Consider the following 17,844-nt stretch of genomic DNA (forward strand, 5'->3'; position numbering starts at 1 on the left):
GCGAAACGATCGGTCGCGACGACGAAACGGTCGTGGTCGCTTTATGACGTACACGTCGACCCGGTTTCACCATGAGTGATCACGACGCAGACGACCGTGAACCCGAGCCGGCAGCCGAGGACGACCGTGAACCCGAGCCGGCAGCCGAGGCGACGAACCCAGCCGAAGCGACAACGGCCGAGATCGACTCCGGTACCGGTGTCGGTGATCGACCGGACGAGGGACACGACCCGCGGGACGAGTCGACGCAGATCGCCACCGAAGAGCGTCGTCGAAAGATTCCAGTATTCAGTGCCGTGATCGCCGTCGTCGGTGCCTGGGTCGTACTGTCCGTTCTGGTCGTCTACGACGTCTCGCAGGCGGCGTTCTGGAACAACGTGATCGTCGGTGCCGTCGTCGCCGTCGCCGCCGGCTACAACTACTATCGAGTCTCGAGTGACATGCCGCTTAGCGTCGGCGTCTCCGCGCTGCTCGCCGTGTTGGGAATCTGGCTGATCATCGCTCCAGCCCTTCTCGAGATGCCTGCCGGTGCGGGACTGGGCGACAGTCCCTTCTGGGGGACACTCGGCGCTGGGTTCCTCATTGCCGCGCTGTCCGGGTACAACGCCTATGAAGCGCGAGAGGCCCGAACCGTTGCGACCGAACCCGAGGCAGGTGTCTAGTCGCTTCCGTCGGCGGGCACACCCGCTTGCGACTCAGGGTCACCCTCGAGTTGCTGAAGTCGAACTTCGGCGGCGTGGTGGCTTGTCGCGACGATGGCGAACGCGACCATCGCGACGGCGAAGCCGGTAGCGACGGCCGGAGATAAGCCGTTTACGTAGCTGTTCAGTAGCTGGCCGGCTGCGAGCGCCGGTGGGCCGACCGCCAGCAGGAAACTCTTCGCTGGCGCGACGCGAAACAGTTCGGCGAGCGAGCGCAAGCGGCGGACGGGCATGGAAAGCAGTGGTTACCATCTGTGTCGAGCGCGACGACGTAGCCCTTTTGTTCTGTGCCCGAACGATCCCGTTCGACCCGGCCAGCGGCCCAGTCCGTGGTAATCGATACGTTCTTTCCGTCTGCCTCACAAAGGCCAAGTATGCGGATTCGCGAGTGGCAGGACGTTCTCCAGGACGTCACCGACCGCGACGTCGATCCAGAGGGCTGGCGGGCCCTCGCGGGGGACCGTGCCGGCGGCGTTGGCGAAGATATGTATCTCGCGCATCCTCGTGCTGGCGTCTTTTTCCTCAAGACCTACGCGAAGAACCCCTTCGAGGTTCGCGGCGTCGGCACCCAGGTCGCGCGGAAACTGGACGACGAGATCGGTTCGTTCCTCCCCGAGGAAGACGCCGGTGGGCGATTCGCCGTCCAGTCGCCACCCGAAGACGAAACTCACGCCGAGACGATCTCACAGCGCCTCGAGACGGTGCTCGAGACCCATGCCGACGCGCCGACGCGGCCCCAGGACCTCTTCGACGACGTGATGGACGCCCTCGAGAGCCCGGCGTTTGGCCCGATGGAGTACGACCAGTACGACCGGCCGGACGAACTCACCGACCTCTCGGATCGCTTCGAGGAGGCCGAGGAGTTACTCGACGCCGAACTCGAGGACCTCATCGAAACCGACGAGGTCGACCGCGGGTTCATGTGACAGGTCTCGACGGCGTCTGGAGACGACCCACGAGGGAGTCCCACGTTCGCGTCCGATGCGCCTTTGGAAGCGGCGACCTACTAGCCGGACGAATGAGCGACCGTGCCGAAGACACCGTCCGTGACTACTACGACGCACTCCGGGTGGGTGAGCCGCTCGAGCCCTATTTCCTCGAGGCCGACTCGACCGTGAAGTACGGCATCAGCGACGCCCTGTACGGCTACGAAGACGTCGCCGAGGCTCTCCGCGAGCAGACCGCGACGACTGAAGACTGGACGATCGAGAGCCACGCGCTCGTCGTCGACGAACGCGAGGGGTTCGCGACGTTTGCGGACGAGGTGACGATGGCCTGGCGAGCCGTCGACACTGACGACACCGACGAGGAGCGCCACTTCGAGACTCGCTGGAGTGGCACGCTGGTTCCCGCCGCGAACCGAACCGTCGTGTCAGAAACGGATGAGGTGGACGAAAAGTCGACGTGGCGGTTCACGACGATGCACGTCAGCACAGCAGGTGCGGTATGAGTCGCCGACGGGCCCACGGCAGAGCGTCGCTGGTAGCCGACGACCGAGGACTCACCCGTTTCGGTGCCGGATTCGTCTTTCTGGTCGGGCTTTCCGGGGCGACGATGGCACTCCAGGGCGGAGCCTCGCCATCGGTGGTCGGCGTCTCGCTGGTCGGCGGCACCGTCGTCGGCGCAGCCCTGCTCTGGTATCTCCGCCGAATTGCGGGCGAACTCGAGCGCTCGGGCCGTCGCCTGTAGCGGTCGCTGTGTCGACGGTCGGTTCCGTCGGGGCCACTTGGGACGACTATCGCTCGACGCGCCGGATCCACAGCCCCGGCGAATCGAGTTCGTCGTGACTCGGCAGGTACTCCGGGCCCTCCCAGACCAGCGCTGCGGTCTCGAGGTCGCGGGCGTCGACGACGGTCTCGAAAAAGCGCTTTCCACGTTCGTACTGGCGCTGTTTCAGCCCGAGCCCGAGCAGTCGTCGAAACAGTTGCTGGAGCGGCCCACGGCCCTGTCGGCGGGCGTCGAGCTTGCGCCGGAGGTCCGCGTACTCGTCGTCGAAGGCGTGGTCCATGAGGAGTTCGGCGTACCCTTCGACGACCGTCATCGCGGCGTCGAGGTCACGAAACGTCCTGCGGTCGAATCGTCCCTCAGAGAGGTTCGCGATACCGGCTTCCATCCGCTCTTCGAGATGTGTAGAGAGCCAGGGAGCAGCGCCGAACTCGGCGGCGTGGGTCACCTCGTGGAAGGCGATCCAGCGTCTGAACCGGTCGGCGTCGACGTCCAGTTGCTCGGCGGCGTTCAGGATATTCGGTCGGACGAAGTACAGGGCGTGGTCGTCGTTGGGGGCGTCGGCCAGGAGCAGGGGATCGTACTGACCGAGGACGTTCCGTCCCAGAAAGGCGAGTAAGACGGTCATCGTCCCCGTGTTGATCGTTCGGGCAATTCCAGGGAATTCGTCGGTGTGGGGCTCGAGTGCGCCCATCACGCGTTCGAACGTCTCGACGTTGGCGTCGATCCAGTGGTGACGGTTCTGGATCTCGACGGTGTTTGGGACGTCGAATTCGACCCTCGAGGCCGTCCGGACGGCGGTCCGGGCCTCCCGGACGTCGCTGGCGTAGGCCCGCCGCTCGCCGGGCTCGAGCGCGAGCGAGCCGGGGTCGGTCGCTGCCTTGGCTGCGTCGGCGGCCGACTCCCAGTCGATCGCGTCGGACCCGGACGCCCCGGCAACGGCCCGGACGCTACGATAGAGGTTCACAATAGCGGTAGGGGAAGCAGGCGCAAAAGCGTTCGGCCACGGCCGGTCGATGGGACGGACCGCGCGACGATGGGCGCCGACGCGGTCGACCGAGCGTCGACCGCCCGCCGGTCAAAGTGCGGCTCGTTCGGTAAGCGTCCCGCTCAGTTGACGATGACGTCCGGCTGTTCCTCGCGTTCGAGTTCGTCTTCCTCGTCGTCGCCGCGGTACTTCTTGACGGCGACGCCGAGAGCGACGAGGAACGCGAGGGCGACGACGGCGCCGATCGCCTTCCCGGCACCGCCGTCGTCTTCGGCTGTGGCCTCCTCCTCGTCCGTTTCAGCCTCGAGGTCGTCGCCCGCGAGCGCGTCCGGCTCGCCGAACGGCAGCGCGTCGGGGATCGACCGGGGCCCGAACTGGGTCTCGCCGTCCAGATGCAACTCGATGAAGGTGAACTTCTTGTCGCCCATACACGGACAGTCCACGAGTGGCCACTTAGCCGTTTGGTCGGCCTGCGGTTCGTGAGGTGTGATCGAACCGGCCTCTCGAGCAGACGCTTCGCCGGCCCCGCTCGAGTCCGAGTCGGTGGTCGGTCGCCGGCCGTGGCGACTCGACCGACGAAAAAGCGCCGGGTCTTGCGGGTGGGACACACTGCTGTGTGCCACTCACACTCGAGAACGGTCGCTTCGAAAGGGTTTCCCGACGAACGTGACTCTCAGGTGCCGACACGCCTTTTGGAGTTCGACTGTAGGACGTCGTTGAATCGCACGACACCGGCGTCAGGACCGGTACGGTTAAGTGTCCATCACCTGCGGTCTTTCGTATGAGTGGACGACCGCTGGACGTCCTCGAGGCGTCGCTGGGTGAACGCGTCACCGTTCGGTTAAAAAGCGGCGACGAGTACGTCGGAGAACTCGCCGGCTACGACCAGCACATGAACCTCGTCATAGAGGATGCGACGATTCCGGCCGCGGAGGCCGTCTCTGAGGAGGAGCCGATCGAAGACACAACCATTATACGCGGCGACAACGTCGTTTCGATCACTCCATGACTGGTGCAGGAACCCCGAGCCAAGGAAAGAAGAACACGACGACGCACACCAAGTGTCGTCGCTGCGGGAAGAAGTCCTATCACACGAAAAAGAAAGTTTGCTCGTCGTGTGGCTTCGGCAAATCGGCCAAACGTCGCGAGTACGCCTGGCAGTCGAAAGCCGGCGACAACTGAGTCCCTTCTCTCTCCGAGTGCTCTTCCGGGCGCTCGATCGGACATCGACCTCGGGAGCCGTCAGGCTGACTTTTGACGGACCACTCGAGGCGTCGCCGTCGGCCGACCGACGCAGAACCTGACCGACCGGGCGTTTCGCCGCTGTCGGCCGATGGATAGCCATTTGTCTCGTCCCGCGAACACTCGAGTATGGAGACGACCACGGCATTCACCGGCCTCGAGTGTGTCGATTGCGGGGCGACGTTCGACGCCGCCGAGGCGACACACCAGTGTTCGGAGTGCGACGGCATCCTCGACCCACAGTACGACTACGATGCGATCGACCTCGACCGCGAGACGCTCGAGTCGCGCCCGTTTGACTCGATGTGGCGCTATGAGGACCTACTCCCGTTCACCCGCGACTCGGCGGTGACGATGGACGAAGGGGCAACGCCGCTGGTCGAGTGTCCGTCGCTGGCCGAGGAACTCGGCGTTGGGCGCGTCCTGCTCAAAGACGAGGGCCGAAACCCGACGGGCACGTTCAAAGACCGCGGTCAGTCACTCGGCGTGACTGCGGCGGTCCAACACGGGGCGAGCGAGGTCGCGCTCTCCTCGGCGGGCAACGCCGGCCAGTCGGCTGCCGCCTATGCCGGGAGGGCGGGCCTCGAGTCGACCGTCTACCTCCCTTCGCGGTCGGGCTTTACGAACAAGGCGATGGTCAACGTCCACGGTGGCGACATGAACGTCGTCGGTGGTCGGATCGACGACGCTGGCGCGGCCTACGAGGAGGGGCTCGAGGAACACGACGACTGGTATCCCCTGCAGACGTTCGTCACGCCTTACCGTCACGAGGGCAAAAAGACGATGCTGTACGAACTGCTCGAGCAACTGGAGTGGGACATTCCGGACGCCATCTGTTATCCCACCGGCGGTGGCGTCGGCCTGGTCGGCCTCTACAAGGGCGCGACGGAGCTTCGAACGCTCGGCCTGATCGACGACCTCCCGCCGCTGTACGCCGCCCAGGCGTCCGGTTGTGCCCCCATCGTCGATGCCTACGAAGCCGGCGCCGACGAACACGAGCCGGTCGAACACCCCGACACCATCTGTGGCGGCCTCGAGATCCCGGACCCCGGCGCGAGCCCGTGGGTGCTCGAGGCGATCCGCGAAACCGACGGCGGCGCGATCGCGACCGACGATCCCGACATCCTCGAGGCCGGCGTGCAGGTAGCCATGCAAGAGGGCCTCGAAATGACGCCGAGTTCGGCTGCTGCAGCCAGTGGCGCGTGGGAACTCGCCGACCGCGGTGAGTTCGGTTCGGACGACACGGTCGTCATCCTCAACACCGGTGCTGGGAACAAGGAAGCCGACGTGTTACGCAGCCACCTGATGAGCCAGGGGATATAAGCCCCAGTTGCCCGCGTTCCGATCAGTCCCGAGACCCGTATATTTCGGTCCAGTACAGCGCGTCCTCGTACTCGAGGAGATATTCGCCACCGACTCCCGAGCCGCCGCGCGATGGGTCGCCCGGTCGTCGGATTCGTTCTTCGCCTTCGAACTGTTCTACCACTCGGTGTTCGGGCTCCGATAGCTCCTCGCCGGTCGGAACGACGTAGGGTGGATCCGCGATAGCCTCGTCGACGACTGCGGCGGCGTCTTCCTCGAGCGGCCCGAGGTCGAACGCGACGAGGTCGCGTACCTCGCGGCCGTACGCCGCGACCGAGTCCGCGACGGCCTTGGCGGTGTACTCGTACGTTCGCAGCGGCGCCTCGACGCTACCGTCGACTTCGAATCGGCCCCGCGTCTCCGGCCAGGCGATCACCTCGTACTCCGGCTCGGGGACGAGCACGGAGTCATCGACGTCGGCCTCGAGATAGTGAACCGACGTACTGTACCCCAGGACGGGATCGTCGTCGTCCCATCCTCGGTCTGCGAACGCCTCTCGGTCAACCTCGGGAAGTTCTGTGGAGCGAATTTCGTCTTCGGGGTCGACGGATTCGCCTTCATCGACCGGATTGATCGTGTACTGAAACGACCTCCCCGGCGTCTCGTCGGTGACCGTTGCCGCAGCGACGTATACGCTCCCATCGTGGACGTACGGCTGGTCCGTCGGAAACGGCTCGTCGATGCCAGTACCCGTCGCCGTCTCGTTTGCTCCGGCCTCAGCGGCCTCGAGGGCGATCCGGTGGGCGTCGGTGTCCGACTCGAGTGACGTGGTCAGTCGATCCGCGACGACTTCGTCGGCCGTCTCCTCCATGCTAAGCGAGAGCGTTGGCACGGTGGCACAGCCGACACAGCCGCCGGCCACGGTCGCTGCAACCGTCGCACCGGTCGCGAGGAACTGCCGCCGATCCATATCATATCTTATAGCACGGATTACATATGTGTTATCGAGGCCATCGCTCCGTCACCGAGGCCACCGATCGAACATCGACTTTCGAAGAATGAACTATATTCCGTCTCTTGCGTCCGAACGTTTGGGTTATCCGGACTCTGGTTCGGAATACGTCAACCCTAAAACGGGCCAGACCAAGTATTCACATGCACGAACCGATTCCGGAGTACGACCCCGACGCACTTTTCAGCGAGGCGGAGTCGTTCGTCCGGCAGTGTTACGCCGAACTCGAGCGTGACGCCGAGATCGAGTCCCGACTCGCGGAGATTCGCCGTGAGATCGACGAGCGGGGCCACTACGAGCACACGCGCGAGGAACTCGAACACGGCGCGCGGATGGCCTGGCGAAACAGCAACCGCTGTGTCGGCCGACTCTTCTGGCAGTCGCTGCACGTACTCGATCGGCGTGACCTCGAGACGCCCGCGGAGATCCACGAGGCCTGCTGTGAACACCTCGAGTACGCACGGAACGGCGGCGACATTATCCCGACGATCTCCGTGTTCAAGCCGATGAGCCGCGGCGACCGACAGGTTCGCATCTGGAACTACCAGCTTCTCAGGTACGCCGGGTACGAGACGGACGACGGGATCGTCGGCGACCCCGACGAGGTCGCGTTCACCGACTACTGCCGATCACGTGGCTGGGAAGGCGAGGGAACCGACTTCGACGTCCTGCCACACGTGATTCAGGTCGGCGACGACGAACCGCAGTTATTCGAGGTGCCCGACTCGGTCATCGGAGAAGTGCCGATTACCCACCCCGAGTACGACTGGGTCGCCGACCTCGGACTACGGTGGTACGACGTGCCCGTCGTCTCGAACATGCGTCTCGAGATCGGCGGCATCCAGTACACCGCTGCGCCGTTTAACGGCTGGTACCTCGCGACGGAGATCGGGGCCCGAAACTTCGCGGACGAGGACCGCTACGATATGCTCCCGGCGGTCGCCGAGCGACTGGGCCTGGATACGAGCACGGATCGGTCGCTGTGGAAAGACGAGGCGGTGGTCGAACTCAACCGCGCCGTCTTGCACTCCTACGACGAGGCTGGCGTCCAAATCGTCGACCATCACACGGTCACCGACCAGTTCGCCCAGTTCGAGCGCAACGAAGAGGCGGCCGGCCGCGAGGTCACCGGCGACTGGTCGTGGCTGATTCCGCCGGTGAGTCCGGCGACGACACAGGTCTTCCATACGACCTACGACGACGAGAGCCGAGCCCCGAACTTCTTTTATTTGGAGTCGCCGGATACACTATCCGGCTAACATCAGACAGGGTGACCGGCCCGTCCGGTCGTTCGTCGCATCCGACAGTCCAACCCGGTTCCGACGGCCGCTTCGACCGTGTGGACCGATTCCGGAGCGTCGGCCGCTCACACGCTCGTTTCCAGTCGGTCGTTTCGTAGCGCTTTTGCTGGCGCTCAAGAAAAGAGGCGGTATGACCGCCCCCTGGGAGGAGTGGAATCACGTACTCAAGATCGATCCCGACAAGGAGTTACCCGAGGGCGTAACCTACGGGGACCTCTGTGCGACCGGTACGGATGCCATCGAAGTCGGTGGCACGATGGGCATCACCGAAGAGAAGATGGAAGCCGTCGTCGAGGCCTGTGGCGAACACGACGTCCCGCTCTATCAGGAGCCCTCGAGCCCCGACGTCGTTATCGATAACGAGGTGCTCGAGGGCTATCTCATTCCGACCGTCTTCAACGCTGGCTCGCCGTTCTGGATCACCGGCGCACACAAAGAGTGGGTCCGACTCGACGACGACCTCGACTGGGATCGGACGACACTCGAGGCCTACATCGTGATGAATCCCGATGCCGACGTGGCGACGTATACGGAAGCCGACTGCGACCTGACGCCCGAGGATGTGGCCGCTTACGCCGAGGTTGCCGAACGAATGTTCGGCCAGGAAATCGTCTACATCGAGTACTCGGGCAGGCTTGGGGAAGAATCGATCGTCGAGGCCGGGGCTGACGCCGTCGACGATGCCACGCTCTTTTATGGCGGCGGCATCCGCGACTACGATTCGGCGTACGCGATGGCCCAGTACGCTGACGTCGTCGTCGTCGGCGACCTCGCTCACGACGAGGGGGTCGACGCCGTGCGAGAGACCGTCGAAGCCGCTGCCGATGCGAACTAATTCCGTTCGTACTCCGCCTGAAACAGCCAAATCGGCCTAAACGGCTTTGCACCTTCGCTCACCAAACCCATGTATGAGTCTCCTCGCGGGGTTCGAAGCGATATCGCCCGACCTTCTCCTCGGGCAGACCCTCGAGTCGTTGCCGTCGCTCACGCTGGACGTAGAGCGACAGTACGCGCTCGACCCGGCACATCCGATCGCGTTCTGCTGGGCCCGCTGTCGCGACCTCGAGCGTCTCGAGCGGACGCTCGACGACGACGGGACGGTCGATGCTTACGAGCGGATTACGCGCTCGGAGGAGTGGACCCTCTATCGCATCCGCCGGAGCGACTCGGGCGTCGTCAACGCCTATCGACGGTGGGTCGCCGCCGGCGGCGAATTGCTCGACTGTCGAGGTACCGACGGCCGCTGGGTAATCGAGATGCGCTTTCCCGACCGCGAGTCGTTCACCCGTTACCACGAGTTCCTCCAAGATGAAGACGTCGAGGTACGCCTTCACCGACTGGCGGCGGGCGATGGGGCAGACCACAGACGCGAGTCGGATCCGCTGACGGAGTCCCAGCGCGAGGCGCTCGTTCTCGCCCACGAGTCCGGCTTCTACGACATCCCCCGCGAGACGACGCTCGAGACGATCGCAGACGCACTCGAGATCTCGAATCAGGCCGTCAGCGAGCGACTCCGACGCGGCCAGTCCCGACTGATCGAACACCACCTCTTCTGAGCCGTATCCGATCGCAGTTCGGACTTGCCTGGCGTCAGCTTTCGACGAGGTCGAAGAGCCGCGGCAGCACGTCGGTGACGTCCGCCTGACAGACCACGTCGGCGATGGAGTCACAGGGAGTCGACTCGAGATTGACGACGGCGACGGTCGCGCCTGAGGAGGCGGCAAGTCGCGGCAGCGAGGCAGCGGGTTCGACGACCAGCGAGGAGCCGACCGCCAGGAAGACGTCGCTCTTGCGGGCGAGCGATCGCGCACGCTGGATAACGGCACCCGGGAGCTGTTCGCCGAACAGGACCACGTCGGGCTTGAAGACGCCGCCGCAGTCACACTGCGGTGGAACCTCGCCCTCGGCAGCGCGCTCGAAGACCGGATCGCCGTCACTGCGCGTTCCGCAGTCGACGCACCTGACCCGGCGGGCGTTGCCGTGGAGTTCGAGGATTTCGGTTCCGTCGTGGTCGTGTTCGGTCGCGAGTTCGCTCTCTGGATCGTCGCCACCGTGGCGCGAGTCGGCTGCATCCCAGTGGAGGCCGTCGGTGTTCTGGGTGAGGATCGCCTCGAGATGGCCCGTTTGCCCGAGGTCGGCCAATGCTTCGTGGCCCGCGTTGGGTTCGTATTCGCCGTCGAACATCACGCGCTGTAACTCGATTCGGTCCTCCCAGAACCCCTCAGGGTCGCTTCGAAAGCGACCGTACGTGAACTGTCCCTCATCGAAGCGGTCCCAGACGCCGTCGTCCCCGCGAAACGTCGGCACGCCCGATGGCGCGGAGATGCCAGCACCGGTGAACGCGACCGCCGTCTCGGCCCGTTTGATCGCCCCTGCGAGTGACTCGAGGTCGTCCATACTTCCACGTCTGTGTTCGAACGACTAAAACGCGCAGGGCGGACTCGTCGCCCGGGGTCGCTTGTCCGTCGAGGATGCCCCTCGCTGACGAGCGCGAACGGTTGCGCTTAAGTTTCGGCTCGCTGAATCGCTGTGTATGCAGGACAGAACCTACACTGCGGACGCCGAGCCCGGCGAGGATGCGACGGTCGCCGGCTGGGTCCACGAGATCCGTGACCTCGGTGGCATCGCCTTCCTGATTCTTCGCGATACGACCGGCAAGATCCAGGTCAAATTCGAGAAAGACGAGATGGACGACGAGCTCGTCGAGACCGGCCTGGGCGTCTCCCGCGAGAGCGTCGTGAAAGTCTCCGGCGCGGTCGAAGAGGAACCCCGCGCACCGACGGGCGTCGAGGTCACGCCGGAGTCGCTCGAGGTCGTCGCGCCTGCGGACCCCGAACTGCCGCTTGACCCCTCCGGGAAGGTCGACGCCGACATCTCGACCCGACTCGATAACCGCACGCTCGACCTGCGCAAGGACGAGGTCCAGGCGGTCTTCGAGATCCGCGCGGAGATTCTGCGTGCCGTTCGCGAGCAGTTCCGTGAGTTCCACTGCACGGAGATCAACACGCCGAAGATCGTCGCGACGGGGACGGAAGGCGGCACCGAACTCTTCCCGATCACCTACTTCGGTGAGGAAGCGTTCATGAACCAGTCTCCGCAGCTGTTCAAGCAGCTCATCGCGGGCTCGAGCGTCGAGCGCGTCTTCGAGATCGGCCCGATCTTCCGCGCCGAAGAGCACAACACGCCCCGGCACCTGAACGAAGCGACCTCGATCGACTTCGAGGGCGCGTTCTGTGACGCCCACGACGCGATGGACGTCGCCGAAGGCGTCGTCAAAGCCGCCTACGAAGCGGTCAACGAGAACTGCGCCGACGAACTTGAGGCACTCGGCCTCGAAGAAGAGTTCGAGGTTCCAGAGGGCGAGTTCCCGCGGCTTACCTACGAGGAAGCCATCGAACGCATCAACGCGACGGGCGAACTCGACGACCAGCTCGTCTGGGGCGACGACCTCCCAACCGAAGGCGAGAAGGCCCTCGGCGAGGACGTCGGCAGCCACTACTTCATCACCGACTGGCCAAGCGAGATCAAGCCGTTCTACATCAAAGACCACGACGACGACGAGCAGCTCTCGACCGGTTTCGACCTCATGCACCCGCGTATGGAACTGGTCTCCGGCGGCCAGCGCGAACACCGCCACGACGCCCTCATCGACGGCTTCGAACAGCAGGGCCTCGACCCCGATCAGTTCGAGTATTACACGAAGATGTTCAAATACGGCATGCCCCCACACGCCGGCTTCGGCCTCGGTGGCGAGCGTCTCGTCATGACGATTCTCGGCCTCGAGAACATCCGTGAGGCTGTTCTCTTCCCACGCGACCGGCAGCGTCTGAGTCCGTAGAACTCGAGGACTGGCCCGACCTACACTGCGGTTTTCGACCGTTTCACCCCCCATCGATAGCGATTCGTCCGGCCCGGTCGTCGCCCCGACCGGCCCGACGACCGAATCTTCACAATTATACCGGACCGGTGGCAACTGACGGCAATGCGCGAGGAGGCGACGGCGTTCGTCCCCGGACACATCACGGGGTTCTTCAGCGCCCACCCCGACGACGACCCGACGAAAGCTGGCTCGAGGGGGGCCGGAGTGACGCTCACCCACGGTGTCGAGGTGACCGTCGAGCCGACTCCCGAAACGGAATCGACTATCGTACTCGACGGCACCCCGGTCGACGTCGACCCCGTCGGAACGGTACTCGAGACGCTCGAGGTGACTGCCCGCGTCGAGGCGACCTCGGACGTCCCGATCGGTGCCGGGTTCGGCGTCTCGGGAGCGATGGCACTGGGAACGGCGCTCGCGGCGAACCGCGTGTTCGATCGCACCCTCTCGACGAACGAACTCGTGACCGTCGCCCACGGAGCCGAAGTCCAGGCGGGCACCGGCCTCGGCGACGTGGTCGCACAAGCTCACGGCGGTATCCCGATCCGCCTCGAGCCTGGAGGCCCACACGAGAACGCCCTCGATTCGATCCCAGCGTGTACGCGCGTTGAGTACATCTCCTTCGGCCAGCTCTCGACGGCAGACGTCCTCTCGGGCGATACGGAGGCCCTGACGGTCGCTGGCGAGCGGGCGCTCTCGACGATCGTCGCGGAGCCGACGCTCGAGTCGTTCATGTACGCCTCACGTCGGTTCGCCCGTGAAGCGGGGCTGTTGACCGACCGCGTCAAGACTACGGTCGACGAGGTTGCCGCCGTCGACGGCGAGGCCTCGATGGCGATGCTCGGCGAGACCGTTTTCGCGCTCGGAACGGGGCTCACCGACGCGGGGTACGAGCCGGCCGTTTGTGAGACACATCCCGCAGGTGCGACGCTGACCGACTGATCTCTGTCGGACGCACTCGCTGGCGGATCGTCGCCGACTGGACAATCGGTCGGTTTTTCATTACTCATCTCGAGATACCGGTTGTGAGCGAGTACGACACGGTCTCCGCGGAGGTCGAGCACGAAGACGAGATTCCGGAGGACCACCCCCGGTATCAGGACCTGCTCACCCGCCACCGCATCGAAAAAGGCGTCGAGAAGGGGATCACTCACCTTCAGGGGATGCATGCGGAGGGACGGGGCAGCGCCTTCGACTACCTGCTAGGCGAGGAGACGATCCCGAGCGCAGACGCGGCCGAACGTGTGGCTGCGGCACATCTCTTGCTCGCCGATCATCCGGTACTGTCGATCAACGGCAACGTCGCGGCGCTCGTCCCCGGCGAGATGGTCGACCTCGCCGAGGCCGTCGACGCCGACCTCGAGGTTAACCTCTTCAACCGAACGCCCGAGCGCATGCAGGCCATCGCCGACCACCTGCGCGAACACGGCGCGACGAACGTCAAGGGCCTCGAGGCCGACGCCAGAATTCCCAACCTCGACCACCAGCGGGCGAAGGTCGACGAAGCGGGGATCTACGCGGCCGACGTCGTCCTCGTCCCGCTCGAAGACGGCGACCGCGCCGAGGCACTCGAGGAGATGGGGAAAACCGAACTCGTCATCGACCTCAACCCGCTTTCGCGGTCACCACAGGTCGCCGAGGTCCCGATCGTCGATAACATCATCCGTGCGGTGCCGAACATGACCGACCACGCACTCGAGTTGGCCGACGCCGACGAGAGCGAACTCCGGAAGATCGTCGCATCGTTCGACCGCGAGGCGGCGCTCGAGGCCGCCGAAGAACGGATTCGACGCGGACTGTAGGTCCGCAGTGGGACGGCTTTCCCTCTGTAACGTATCTATAACCGTGTGAAACGTTTATACCGCCGATCGGTGTGGATTTCGTGGACATGCATACGGGTTTTCCACGGCTGCGATCGTCGACCGTCGCCAGGGGGGTCGGATACTGATGTGTACTCGGCTGGTCTACCTCGGTGACGGCGACCGCGTGCTCACCGGTCGGTCGATGGATTGGAAAGAAGACATTGGGACGAACATCTGGGTGATGCCCCGCGGGGTCGAACGCGACGGACGGGCGGGGCCGAACTCCGTGACCTGGACCGCCCAGTACGGGAGCGTCGTCGCGACCGCATACGACGTCGCCACGACCGACGGGATGAACGAAGCGGGGCTGGTTGCGAACCTCCTGTGGCTCTCGGAGTCGGTGTATCCGGACTGGGACGGCGAAGAACCCGCACTGTCGCTTTCGGTCTGGGCACAGTACCTCCTCGACCGCTTTGCGACCGTCTCGGAGGCAGTCGAACACATCCGCGAGGAGGAGTTCGTGATCGTGACCGAACACGTACCGGGTGAGGACCGGCTGGCGACCTTGCACCTCTCGCTGTCCGATGCCACCGGTGACAGCGCCATCGTCGAGTTCATCGATGGTGAACTCGTCGTCCACCACGACCGTGAGTATCAGGTGATGACCAACTCGCCGACGTTCGACGACCAACTCGCACTGGCCGAATACTGGGCGGAGATCGGCGGCACGGTCATGCTGCCGGGGACGAACCGGCCTGCGGATCGATTCGTGCGGGCTCGCTTCTACGTCGACGCGATCCCCACAGTCGACGACCGGCAAACGGCGACTGCCGGCGTGTTCAGCGTCCTCAGAAACGTCTCGGTTCCTTACGGAATCTCGACTCCCGACCAGCCACACATCTCCTCGACGCGCTGGCGGACGGTCGCAGACCACGACGACCGGCGCTACTACTTCGAGTCGGCGCTCATGCCGAATGCGTTCTGGCTCGACCTCGACGACGTCGATTTCGACGCCAGCGCGCAGATACTCGAACTCGGTCCCGACCAGTCGACTCCCTTCGCCGGGAACGTTTCCGATCAACTGGTTACGGCCGACCCCTTTTCGTTTCTCGAGGCAGCGGCGGAGTGACCGACCGGACGAGGCGGGCGTGGAGATCGGTCGGGATCGATCGGTGTGTCATCATCAGGTATACGACCGTCGTTCACAAAGTCATAAATCCGTCCGCTGATTCTACGCAGACAGCAATGGATACCTACGACCTGATTACGCGAAACGCCGAGGAGGTCGTCACCGAAGCGGAGGTGCGCGAACTTGCCGACGATCCGGAGGGGAAACGGGTCTACGTCGGCTACGAGCCCTCCGGTGTGCTCCACCTGGGCCATCTCCTGACGGCGAACAAACTCATCGACCTCCAGGAGGCGGGACTGGAGGTCGTCGTCTTGCTGGCTGACGTTCACGCCTACTTAAACGGTAAGGGGACGTTCGAGGAGATCCGCGAGACGGCCGAGCAGATGAAAGCTCAGTTCATCGCCTACGGCCTCGACGAGGACAACACCGAGTTCGTCTACGGCTCTACGTTCCAACTGGAAGAAGACTACACCCTCGATCTCCACCAACTCGAGTTATCGACGACGATGAACCGCGCCCAGCGTGCGATGGCCGAACTGCAGGGCGACGAAACGGCGAAAGTCAGCCACCTCGTCTACCCCCTGATGCAGACGCTCGACATCGAGTACCTCGACCTCGATCTGGCCGTTGGCGGTCTCGATCAGCGCAAAGTCCACATGCTCGCCCGCGAGGAACTGCCCGAACTGGGCTATGACGTTCGGCCCTGTCTGCACACGCCCATCGTCGCCGACCTCACCTCCGGCGAGGGCAAGATGTCCTCGAGCGAGGGCGTCACCATCTCGATGGAAGACTCCACCGACGACCTCGAGGAGAAGGTCAACTCGGCGTTCTGTCCGCCGACGCGCGATCCCGAAGACGACCTCGAGAACCCCGTCCTCGAGTTGTTCGAGTACCACGTCTTCCCGCGGTTCGACGAGGTCGTCGTCGAACGCCCCGAGAAGTACGGCGGCGATCTCACCTACGACGACTTCGAGGCGTTGGCTGTGGACCTCGAGTCCGGCGAACTCCACCCCGCCGACGCGAAGGGCACGCTCGCGACGTACCTCGACGAACTGATCGCTCCCGGTCGCGAGAAGCTGCGCGAACTCCGCGCGTGAAGTACCTCGGGGTCAAGCCCCGAGGCTTCACCGTTTTGACCGCACGTCCCAAGACGGGCCGTGTCGTCGATGGCGAACCCGTTCGCCAGCGAGCGGACCGTCGAGATGACCGCCGCCGAGTACCAGCCCAGCGCGGACCCGGCCGATTGAAATGGTCGCGGCCCCCCTCGGTAGGTATGCACGAGACGCGACGCGCGATCCTCGAGGCGATCGCCGACGGGCCGGTTTCGGGGCCCGACCTCGCCGAGGCCCTCGAGATCTCCCGCGCTGCGGTCTGGAAACACGTCGAGGAACTCCGCGAGGCGGGGTTCGAAGTCGAGAGCGGGCCCGGCGGCTACGAACTCCTCGAGGTCGGCACGTACAACGGCGAGGCAGTCGAGTTCGGGCTCGAGGCCCCATTCGACGTCGAGTACCACGACTCGATCAGGAGTACGAACGATCGCGCCCGCGAACTGGCGGGCGAGGGGGTTGCGGACCTGGCCGTGCTTGCGGACGAGCAGGTCGGCGGTCGAGGTCGCCTCGAGCGTGCGTGGACGGCACCCTCGGGCGGCGTCTGGGTGAGCGTCGTCAACCGGCCGACCGTCGCTCCGGCACAGGCACCGCTCTTTACACTTGCTGCGTCGGTGGCGACAGCGCGGGCCGCTCGCGAGGCGGGCGTCGATGCCCGGATCAAGTGGCCGAACGACGTCGTCGTCCCTCTCGACGACGAGGGTGCCTACGAAAAGCTCGCAGGCATCCTCACGGAGATGGAAGGGGAAACCGACCGCGTCGAGTGGCTCGTCGTCGGCATCGGCGTCAACGCGAACATCGACGCCGACGACCTCCCCGAGACCGCGACCAGCATTCGCGAGGAAGCCGGTGACGTCGACCGACGACTGTTCGTCCAGCGACTGCTCGAGGCGTTCGACGACCTCCGAAGCGACCTCGAATCGGTCGTCCCCGCCTGGTGTGACCTGTCGCTAACGCTCGGGCAGCGGGTTCGCGTGGATCGTCCGTCCAAGGCAGTCGTCGGCGACGCAGTCGACGTCACCGACGCCGGGGCGCTCGTGCTCGAGACCGACGACGGGCGGGTGACGGTCACGGCTGGTGATTGTGAGCACCTTCGTCCAGTCTGATCCCCCAGTCAAGAGCGGTTCCGTCCTGCCAGTAGTCACGACTCGTTCGGGGTTCGTGGACTGCCTGGATCACTCAATCGTGACCTGTGAGGACGTCTCCGGGCGACCGCCTTCGCCCCTTGGACCGACCTGGATCGTGAGGACGGGCACGGGGGCACGCCTGACGACGCGTTCGGTGACACTGCCGAGTAAAAGCCGATCGATGCCGCCGCGACCGTGGGTGCCCATGACGACGAGGTCACAGCCGCGTCGACTCGCCTCGTCGACGATTACGCGACTCGGCGATCCCTCGAGGATGTCCGTCTCGACGGGGACCTCCGGCGGTGCGAGTCCCTCGACCCGGCTCACTGCCTCCGTTCCGTCGTCGTGGAGGGCGTCGCTGATCCCCTCCCAGGCGGTCTCCATGGGAAGCCCGCTGTAGCCTGCGGCGTTGACGACGTAGAGCGCGTGGATCGACGCGCCGTGGGCTCGGGCGAGGTCGAACGCGTACTCGAACGCCCGTTCGACCTCCGAGGAGCCGTCCGTCGGGACGAGGATCCGATCGTACATCGTG

Annotated in this window: 22 protein-coding genes; 16 read left to right on the forward strand and 6 right to left on the reverse strand. The window is 64.8% G+C overall.

Going from position 1 to position 17,844, the window contains the following annotated elements; translation table 11 throughout:
- Positions 1-71: 71 nt before the first annotated feature.
- Positions 72-662: an SPW repeat domain-containing protein gene (locus AArc1_RS03750; protein WP_117363037.1), complete on the forward strand. Its 591-nt coding sequence runs from the start codon at positions 72-74 to the stop codon at positions 660-662.
- Here AArc1_RS03750 and AArc1_RS03755 read toward each other — a convergent pair.
- Positions 659-934: a hypothetical protein gene (locus AArc1_RS03755; RefSeq protein ID WP_117363039.1), complete on the reverse strand. Its 276-nt coding sequence runs from the start codon at positions 932-934 to the stop codon at positions 659-661. The genes AArc1_RS03750 and AArc1_RS03755 overlap by 4 nt on opposite strands.
- A gap of 141 nt (positions 935-1,075) precedes the next feature.
- Here AArc1_RS03755 and AArc1_RS03760 point away from each other — a divergent pair, with 141 nt between their 5' ends.
- The 3 genes from AArc1_RS03760 to AArc1_RS03770 all read left to right on the forward strand — a co-directional run bounded on the left by AArc1_RS03760 (position 1,076) and on the right by AArc1_RS03770 (position 2,390).
- Positions 1,076-1,627: a hypothetical protein gene (locus AArc1_RS03760; protein WP_117363041.1), complete on the forward strand. Its 552-nt coding sequence runs from the start codon at positions 1,076-1,078 to the stop codon at positions 1,625-1,627.
- A 92-nt stretch (positions 1,628-1,719) separates the two neighbouring features.
- Entirely contained in the window at positions 1,720-2,151 is a 432-nt protein-coding gene (locus AArc1_RS03765; protein WP_117363043.1) for an SPFH domain-containing protein, read from the forward strand.
- The gene (locus AArc1_RS03770; RefSeq protein WP_117363045.1) at positions 2,148-2,390 is read left to right on the forward strand and encodes a hypothetical protein; all 243 of its coding nucleotides are present in this window, start codon (positions 2,148-2,150) and stop codon (positions 2,388-2,390) included. The genes AArc1_RS03765 and AArc1_RS03770 overlap by 4 nt, the downstream gene beginning before the upstream one ends.
- Before the next feature lie 46 nt (positions 2,391-2,436).
- On the opposite strand, the gene AArc1_RS03775 is transcribed toward AArc1_RS03770, so the two are convergent.
- Together AArc1_RS03775 and AArc1_RS03780 are read right to left on the reverse strand one after the other, a co-directional pair.
- A complete protein-coding gene (locus AArc1_RS03775; protein WP_117363047.1) occupies positions 2,437-3,393 on the reverse strand; it encodes a zinc-dependent metalloprotease in 957 nt (318 codons plus the stop codon).
- A 143-nt stretch (positions 3,394-3,536) separates the two neighbouring features.
- Complete coding sequence (locus AArc1_RS03780) at positions 3,537-3,842, reverse strand: hypothetical protein (protein WP_117365770.1); 306 nt, start codon at positions 3,840-3,842, stop codon at positions 3,537-3,539.
- Between the two features lie 353 nt (positions 3,843-4,195).
- Here AArc1_RS03780 and AArc1_RS03785 point away from each other — a divergent pair, with 353 nt between their 5' ends.
- From AArc1_RS03785 to AArc1_RS03795, 3 genes are all read left to right on the forward strand, one after another.
- Positions 4,196-4,423, forward strand: coding sequence for an LSM domain-containing protein (locus tag AArc1_RS03785; RefSeq protein ID WP_117363049.1), 228 nt, complete (start codon positions 4,196-4,198; stop codon positions 4,421-4,423).
- Positions 4,420-4,596 carry a 50S ribosomal protein L37e gene (locus AArc1_RS03790; RefSeq protein ID WP_117363051.1) on the forward strand — a complete coding sequence of 59 codons (177 nt, stop codon included), beginning with the start codon at positions 4,420-4,422 and terminating at the stop codon, positions 4,594-4,596. Before AArc1_RS03785 ends, AArc1_RS03790 begins: the two co-directional genes overlap by 4 nt.
- A 189-nt stretch (positions 4,597-4,785) precedes the next feature.
- The gene (locus AArc1_RS03795; protein WP_117363053.1) at positions 4,786-5,979 is read left to right on the forward strand and encodes a threonine synthase; all 1,194 of its coding nucleotides are present in this window, start codon (positions 4,786-4,788) and stop codon (positions 5,977-5,979) included.
- Between the two features lie 22 nt (positions 5,980-6,001).
- Here the strand turns inward: AArc1_RS03795 and AArc1_RS03800 are convergent, their stop codons facing one another.
- Entirely contained in the window at positions 6,002-6,928 is a 927-nt protein-coding gene (locus AArc1_RS03800; RefSeq protein ID WP_117363055.1) for a twin-arginine translocation signal domain-containing protein, read from the reverse strand.
- A 185-nt stretch (positions 6,929-7,113) separates the two neighbouring features.
- Between AArc1_RS03800 and AArc1_RS03805 the strand changes: the two genes are divergently transcribed.
- From AArc1_RS03805 to AArc1_RS03815, 3 genes are all read left to right on the forward strand, one after another.
- Complete coding sequence (locus AArc1_RS03805) at positions 7,114-8,229, forward strand: nitric oxide synthase oxygenase (RefSeq protein ID WP_117363057.1); 1,116 nt, start codon at positions 7,114-7,116, stop codon at positions 8,227-8,229.
- A 172-nt stretch (positions 8,230-8,401) separates the two neighbouring features.
- Complete coding sequence (locus tag AArc1_RS03810; RefSeq protein ID WP_117363059.1) at positions 8,402-9,106, forward strand: phosphoglycerol geranylgeranyltransferase; 705 nt, start codon at positions 8,402-8,404, stop codon at positions 9,104-9,106.
- 73 nt (positions 9,107-9,179) lie between these two features.
- On the forward strand, positions 9,180-9,827 hold the full coding sequence (locus AArc1_RS03815) for a helix-turn-helix domain-containing protein (protein WP_117363061.1): 648 nt from the start codon (positions 9,180-9,182) through the stop codon (positions 9,825-9,827).
- Between the two features lie 34 nt (positions 9,828-9,861).
- Here AArc1_RS03815 and AArc1_RS03820 read toward each other — a convergent pair whose 3' ends face one another.
- The gene (locus AArc1_RS03820; RefSeq protein ID WP_117363063.1) at positions 9,862-10,668 is read right to left on the reverse strand and encodes an SIR2 family NAD-dependent protein deacylase; all 807 of its coding nucleotides are present in this window, start codon (positions 10,666-10,668) and stop codon (positions 9,862-9,864) included.
- 136 nt (positions 10,669-10,804) lie between these two features.
- Here AArc1_RS03820 and aspS point away from each other — a divergent pair, with 136 nt between their 5' ends.
- From aspS to AArc1_RS03850, 6 genes are all read left to right on the forward strand, one after another.
- Positions 10,805-12,109, forward strand: coding sequence for an aspartate--tRNA(Asn) ligase (gene aspS, locus AArc1_RS03825; RefSeq protein ID WP_117363064.1), 1,305 nt, complete (start codon positions 10,805-10,807; stop codon positions 12,107-12,109).
- Between the two features lie 144 nt (positions 12,110-12,253).
- On the forward strand, positions 12,254-13,090 hold the full coding sequence (locus AArc1_RS03830; protein WP_117363066.1) for a pantoate kinase: 837 nt from the start codon (positions 12,254-12,256) through the stop codon (positions 13,088-13,090).
- Positions 13,091-13,173: 83 nt separating this feature from the next.
- Positions 13,174-13,950: a 4-phosphopantoate--beta-alanine ligase gene (locus AArc1_RS03835; protein ID WP_117363068.1), complete on the forward strand. Its 777-nt coding sequence runs from the start codon at positions 13,174-13,176 to the stop codon at positions 13,948-13,950.
- A 145-nt stretch (positions 13,951-14,095) separates the two neighbouring features.
- Positions 14,096-15,079, forward strand: coding sequence for a linear amide C-N hydrolase (locus AArc1_RS03840; protein WP_117363070.1), 984 nt, complete (start codon positions 14,096-14,098; stop codon positions 15,077-15,079).
- Between the two features lie 116 nt (positions 15,080-15,195).
- On the forward strand, positions 15,196-16,176 hold the full coding sequence (locus tag AArc1_RS03845) for a tyrosine--tRNA ligase (RefSeq protein WP_117363072.1): 981 nt from the start codon (positions 15,196-15,198) through the stop codon (positions 16,174-16,176).
- Between the two features lie 176 nt (positions 16,177-16,352).
- The gene (locus tag AArc1_RS03850; protein ID WP_117363074.1) at positions 16,353-17,291 is read left to right on the forward strand and encodes a biotin--[acetyl-CoA-carboxylase] ligase; all 939 of its coding nucleotides are present in this window, start codon (positions 16,353-16,355) and stop codon (positions 17,289-17,291) included.
- A gap of 69 nt (positions 17,292-17,360) precedes the next feature.
- Here AArc1_RS03850 and AArc1_RS03855 read toward each other — a convergent pair whose 3' ends face one another.
- Positions 17,361-17,840, reverse strand: a complete 480-nt coding sequence (locus AArc1_RS03855; protein ID WP_117363076.1) for a universal stress protein — start codon at positions 17,838-17,840, stop codon at positions 17,361-17,363.
- Between the last annotated feature and the right edge of the window lie 4 nt (positions 17,841-17,844).

It is taken from the genome of Natrarchaeobaculum sulfurireducens, assembly GCF_003430825.1.
GTDB lineage: Archaea > Halobacteriota > Halobacteria > Halobacteriales > Natrialbaceae > Natrarchaeobaculum > Natrarchaeobaculum sulfurireducens.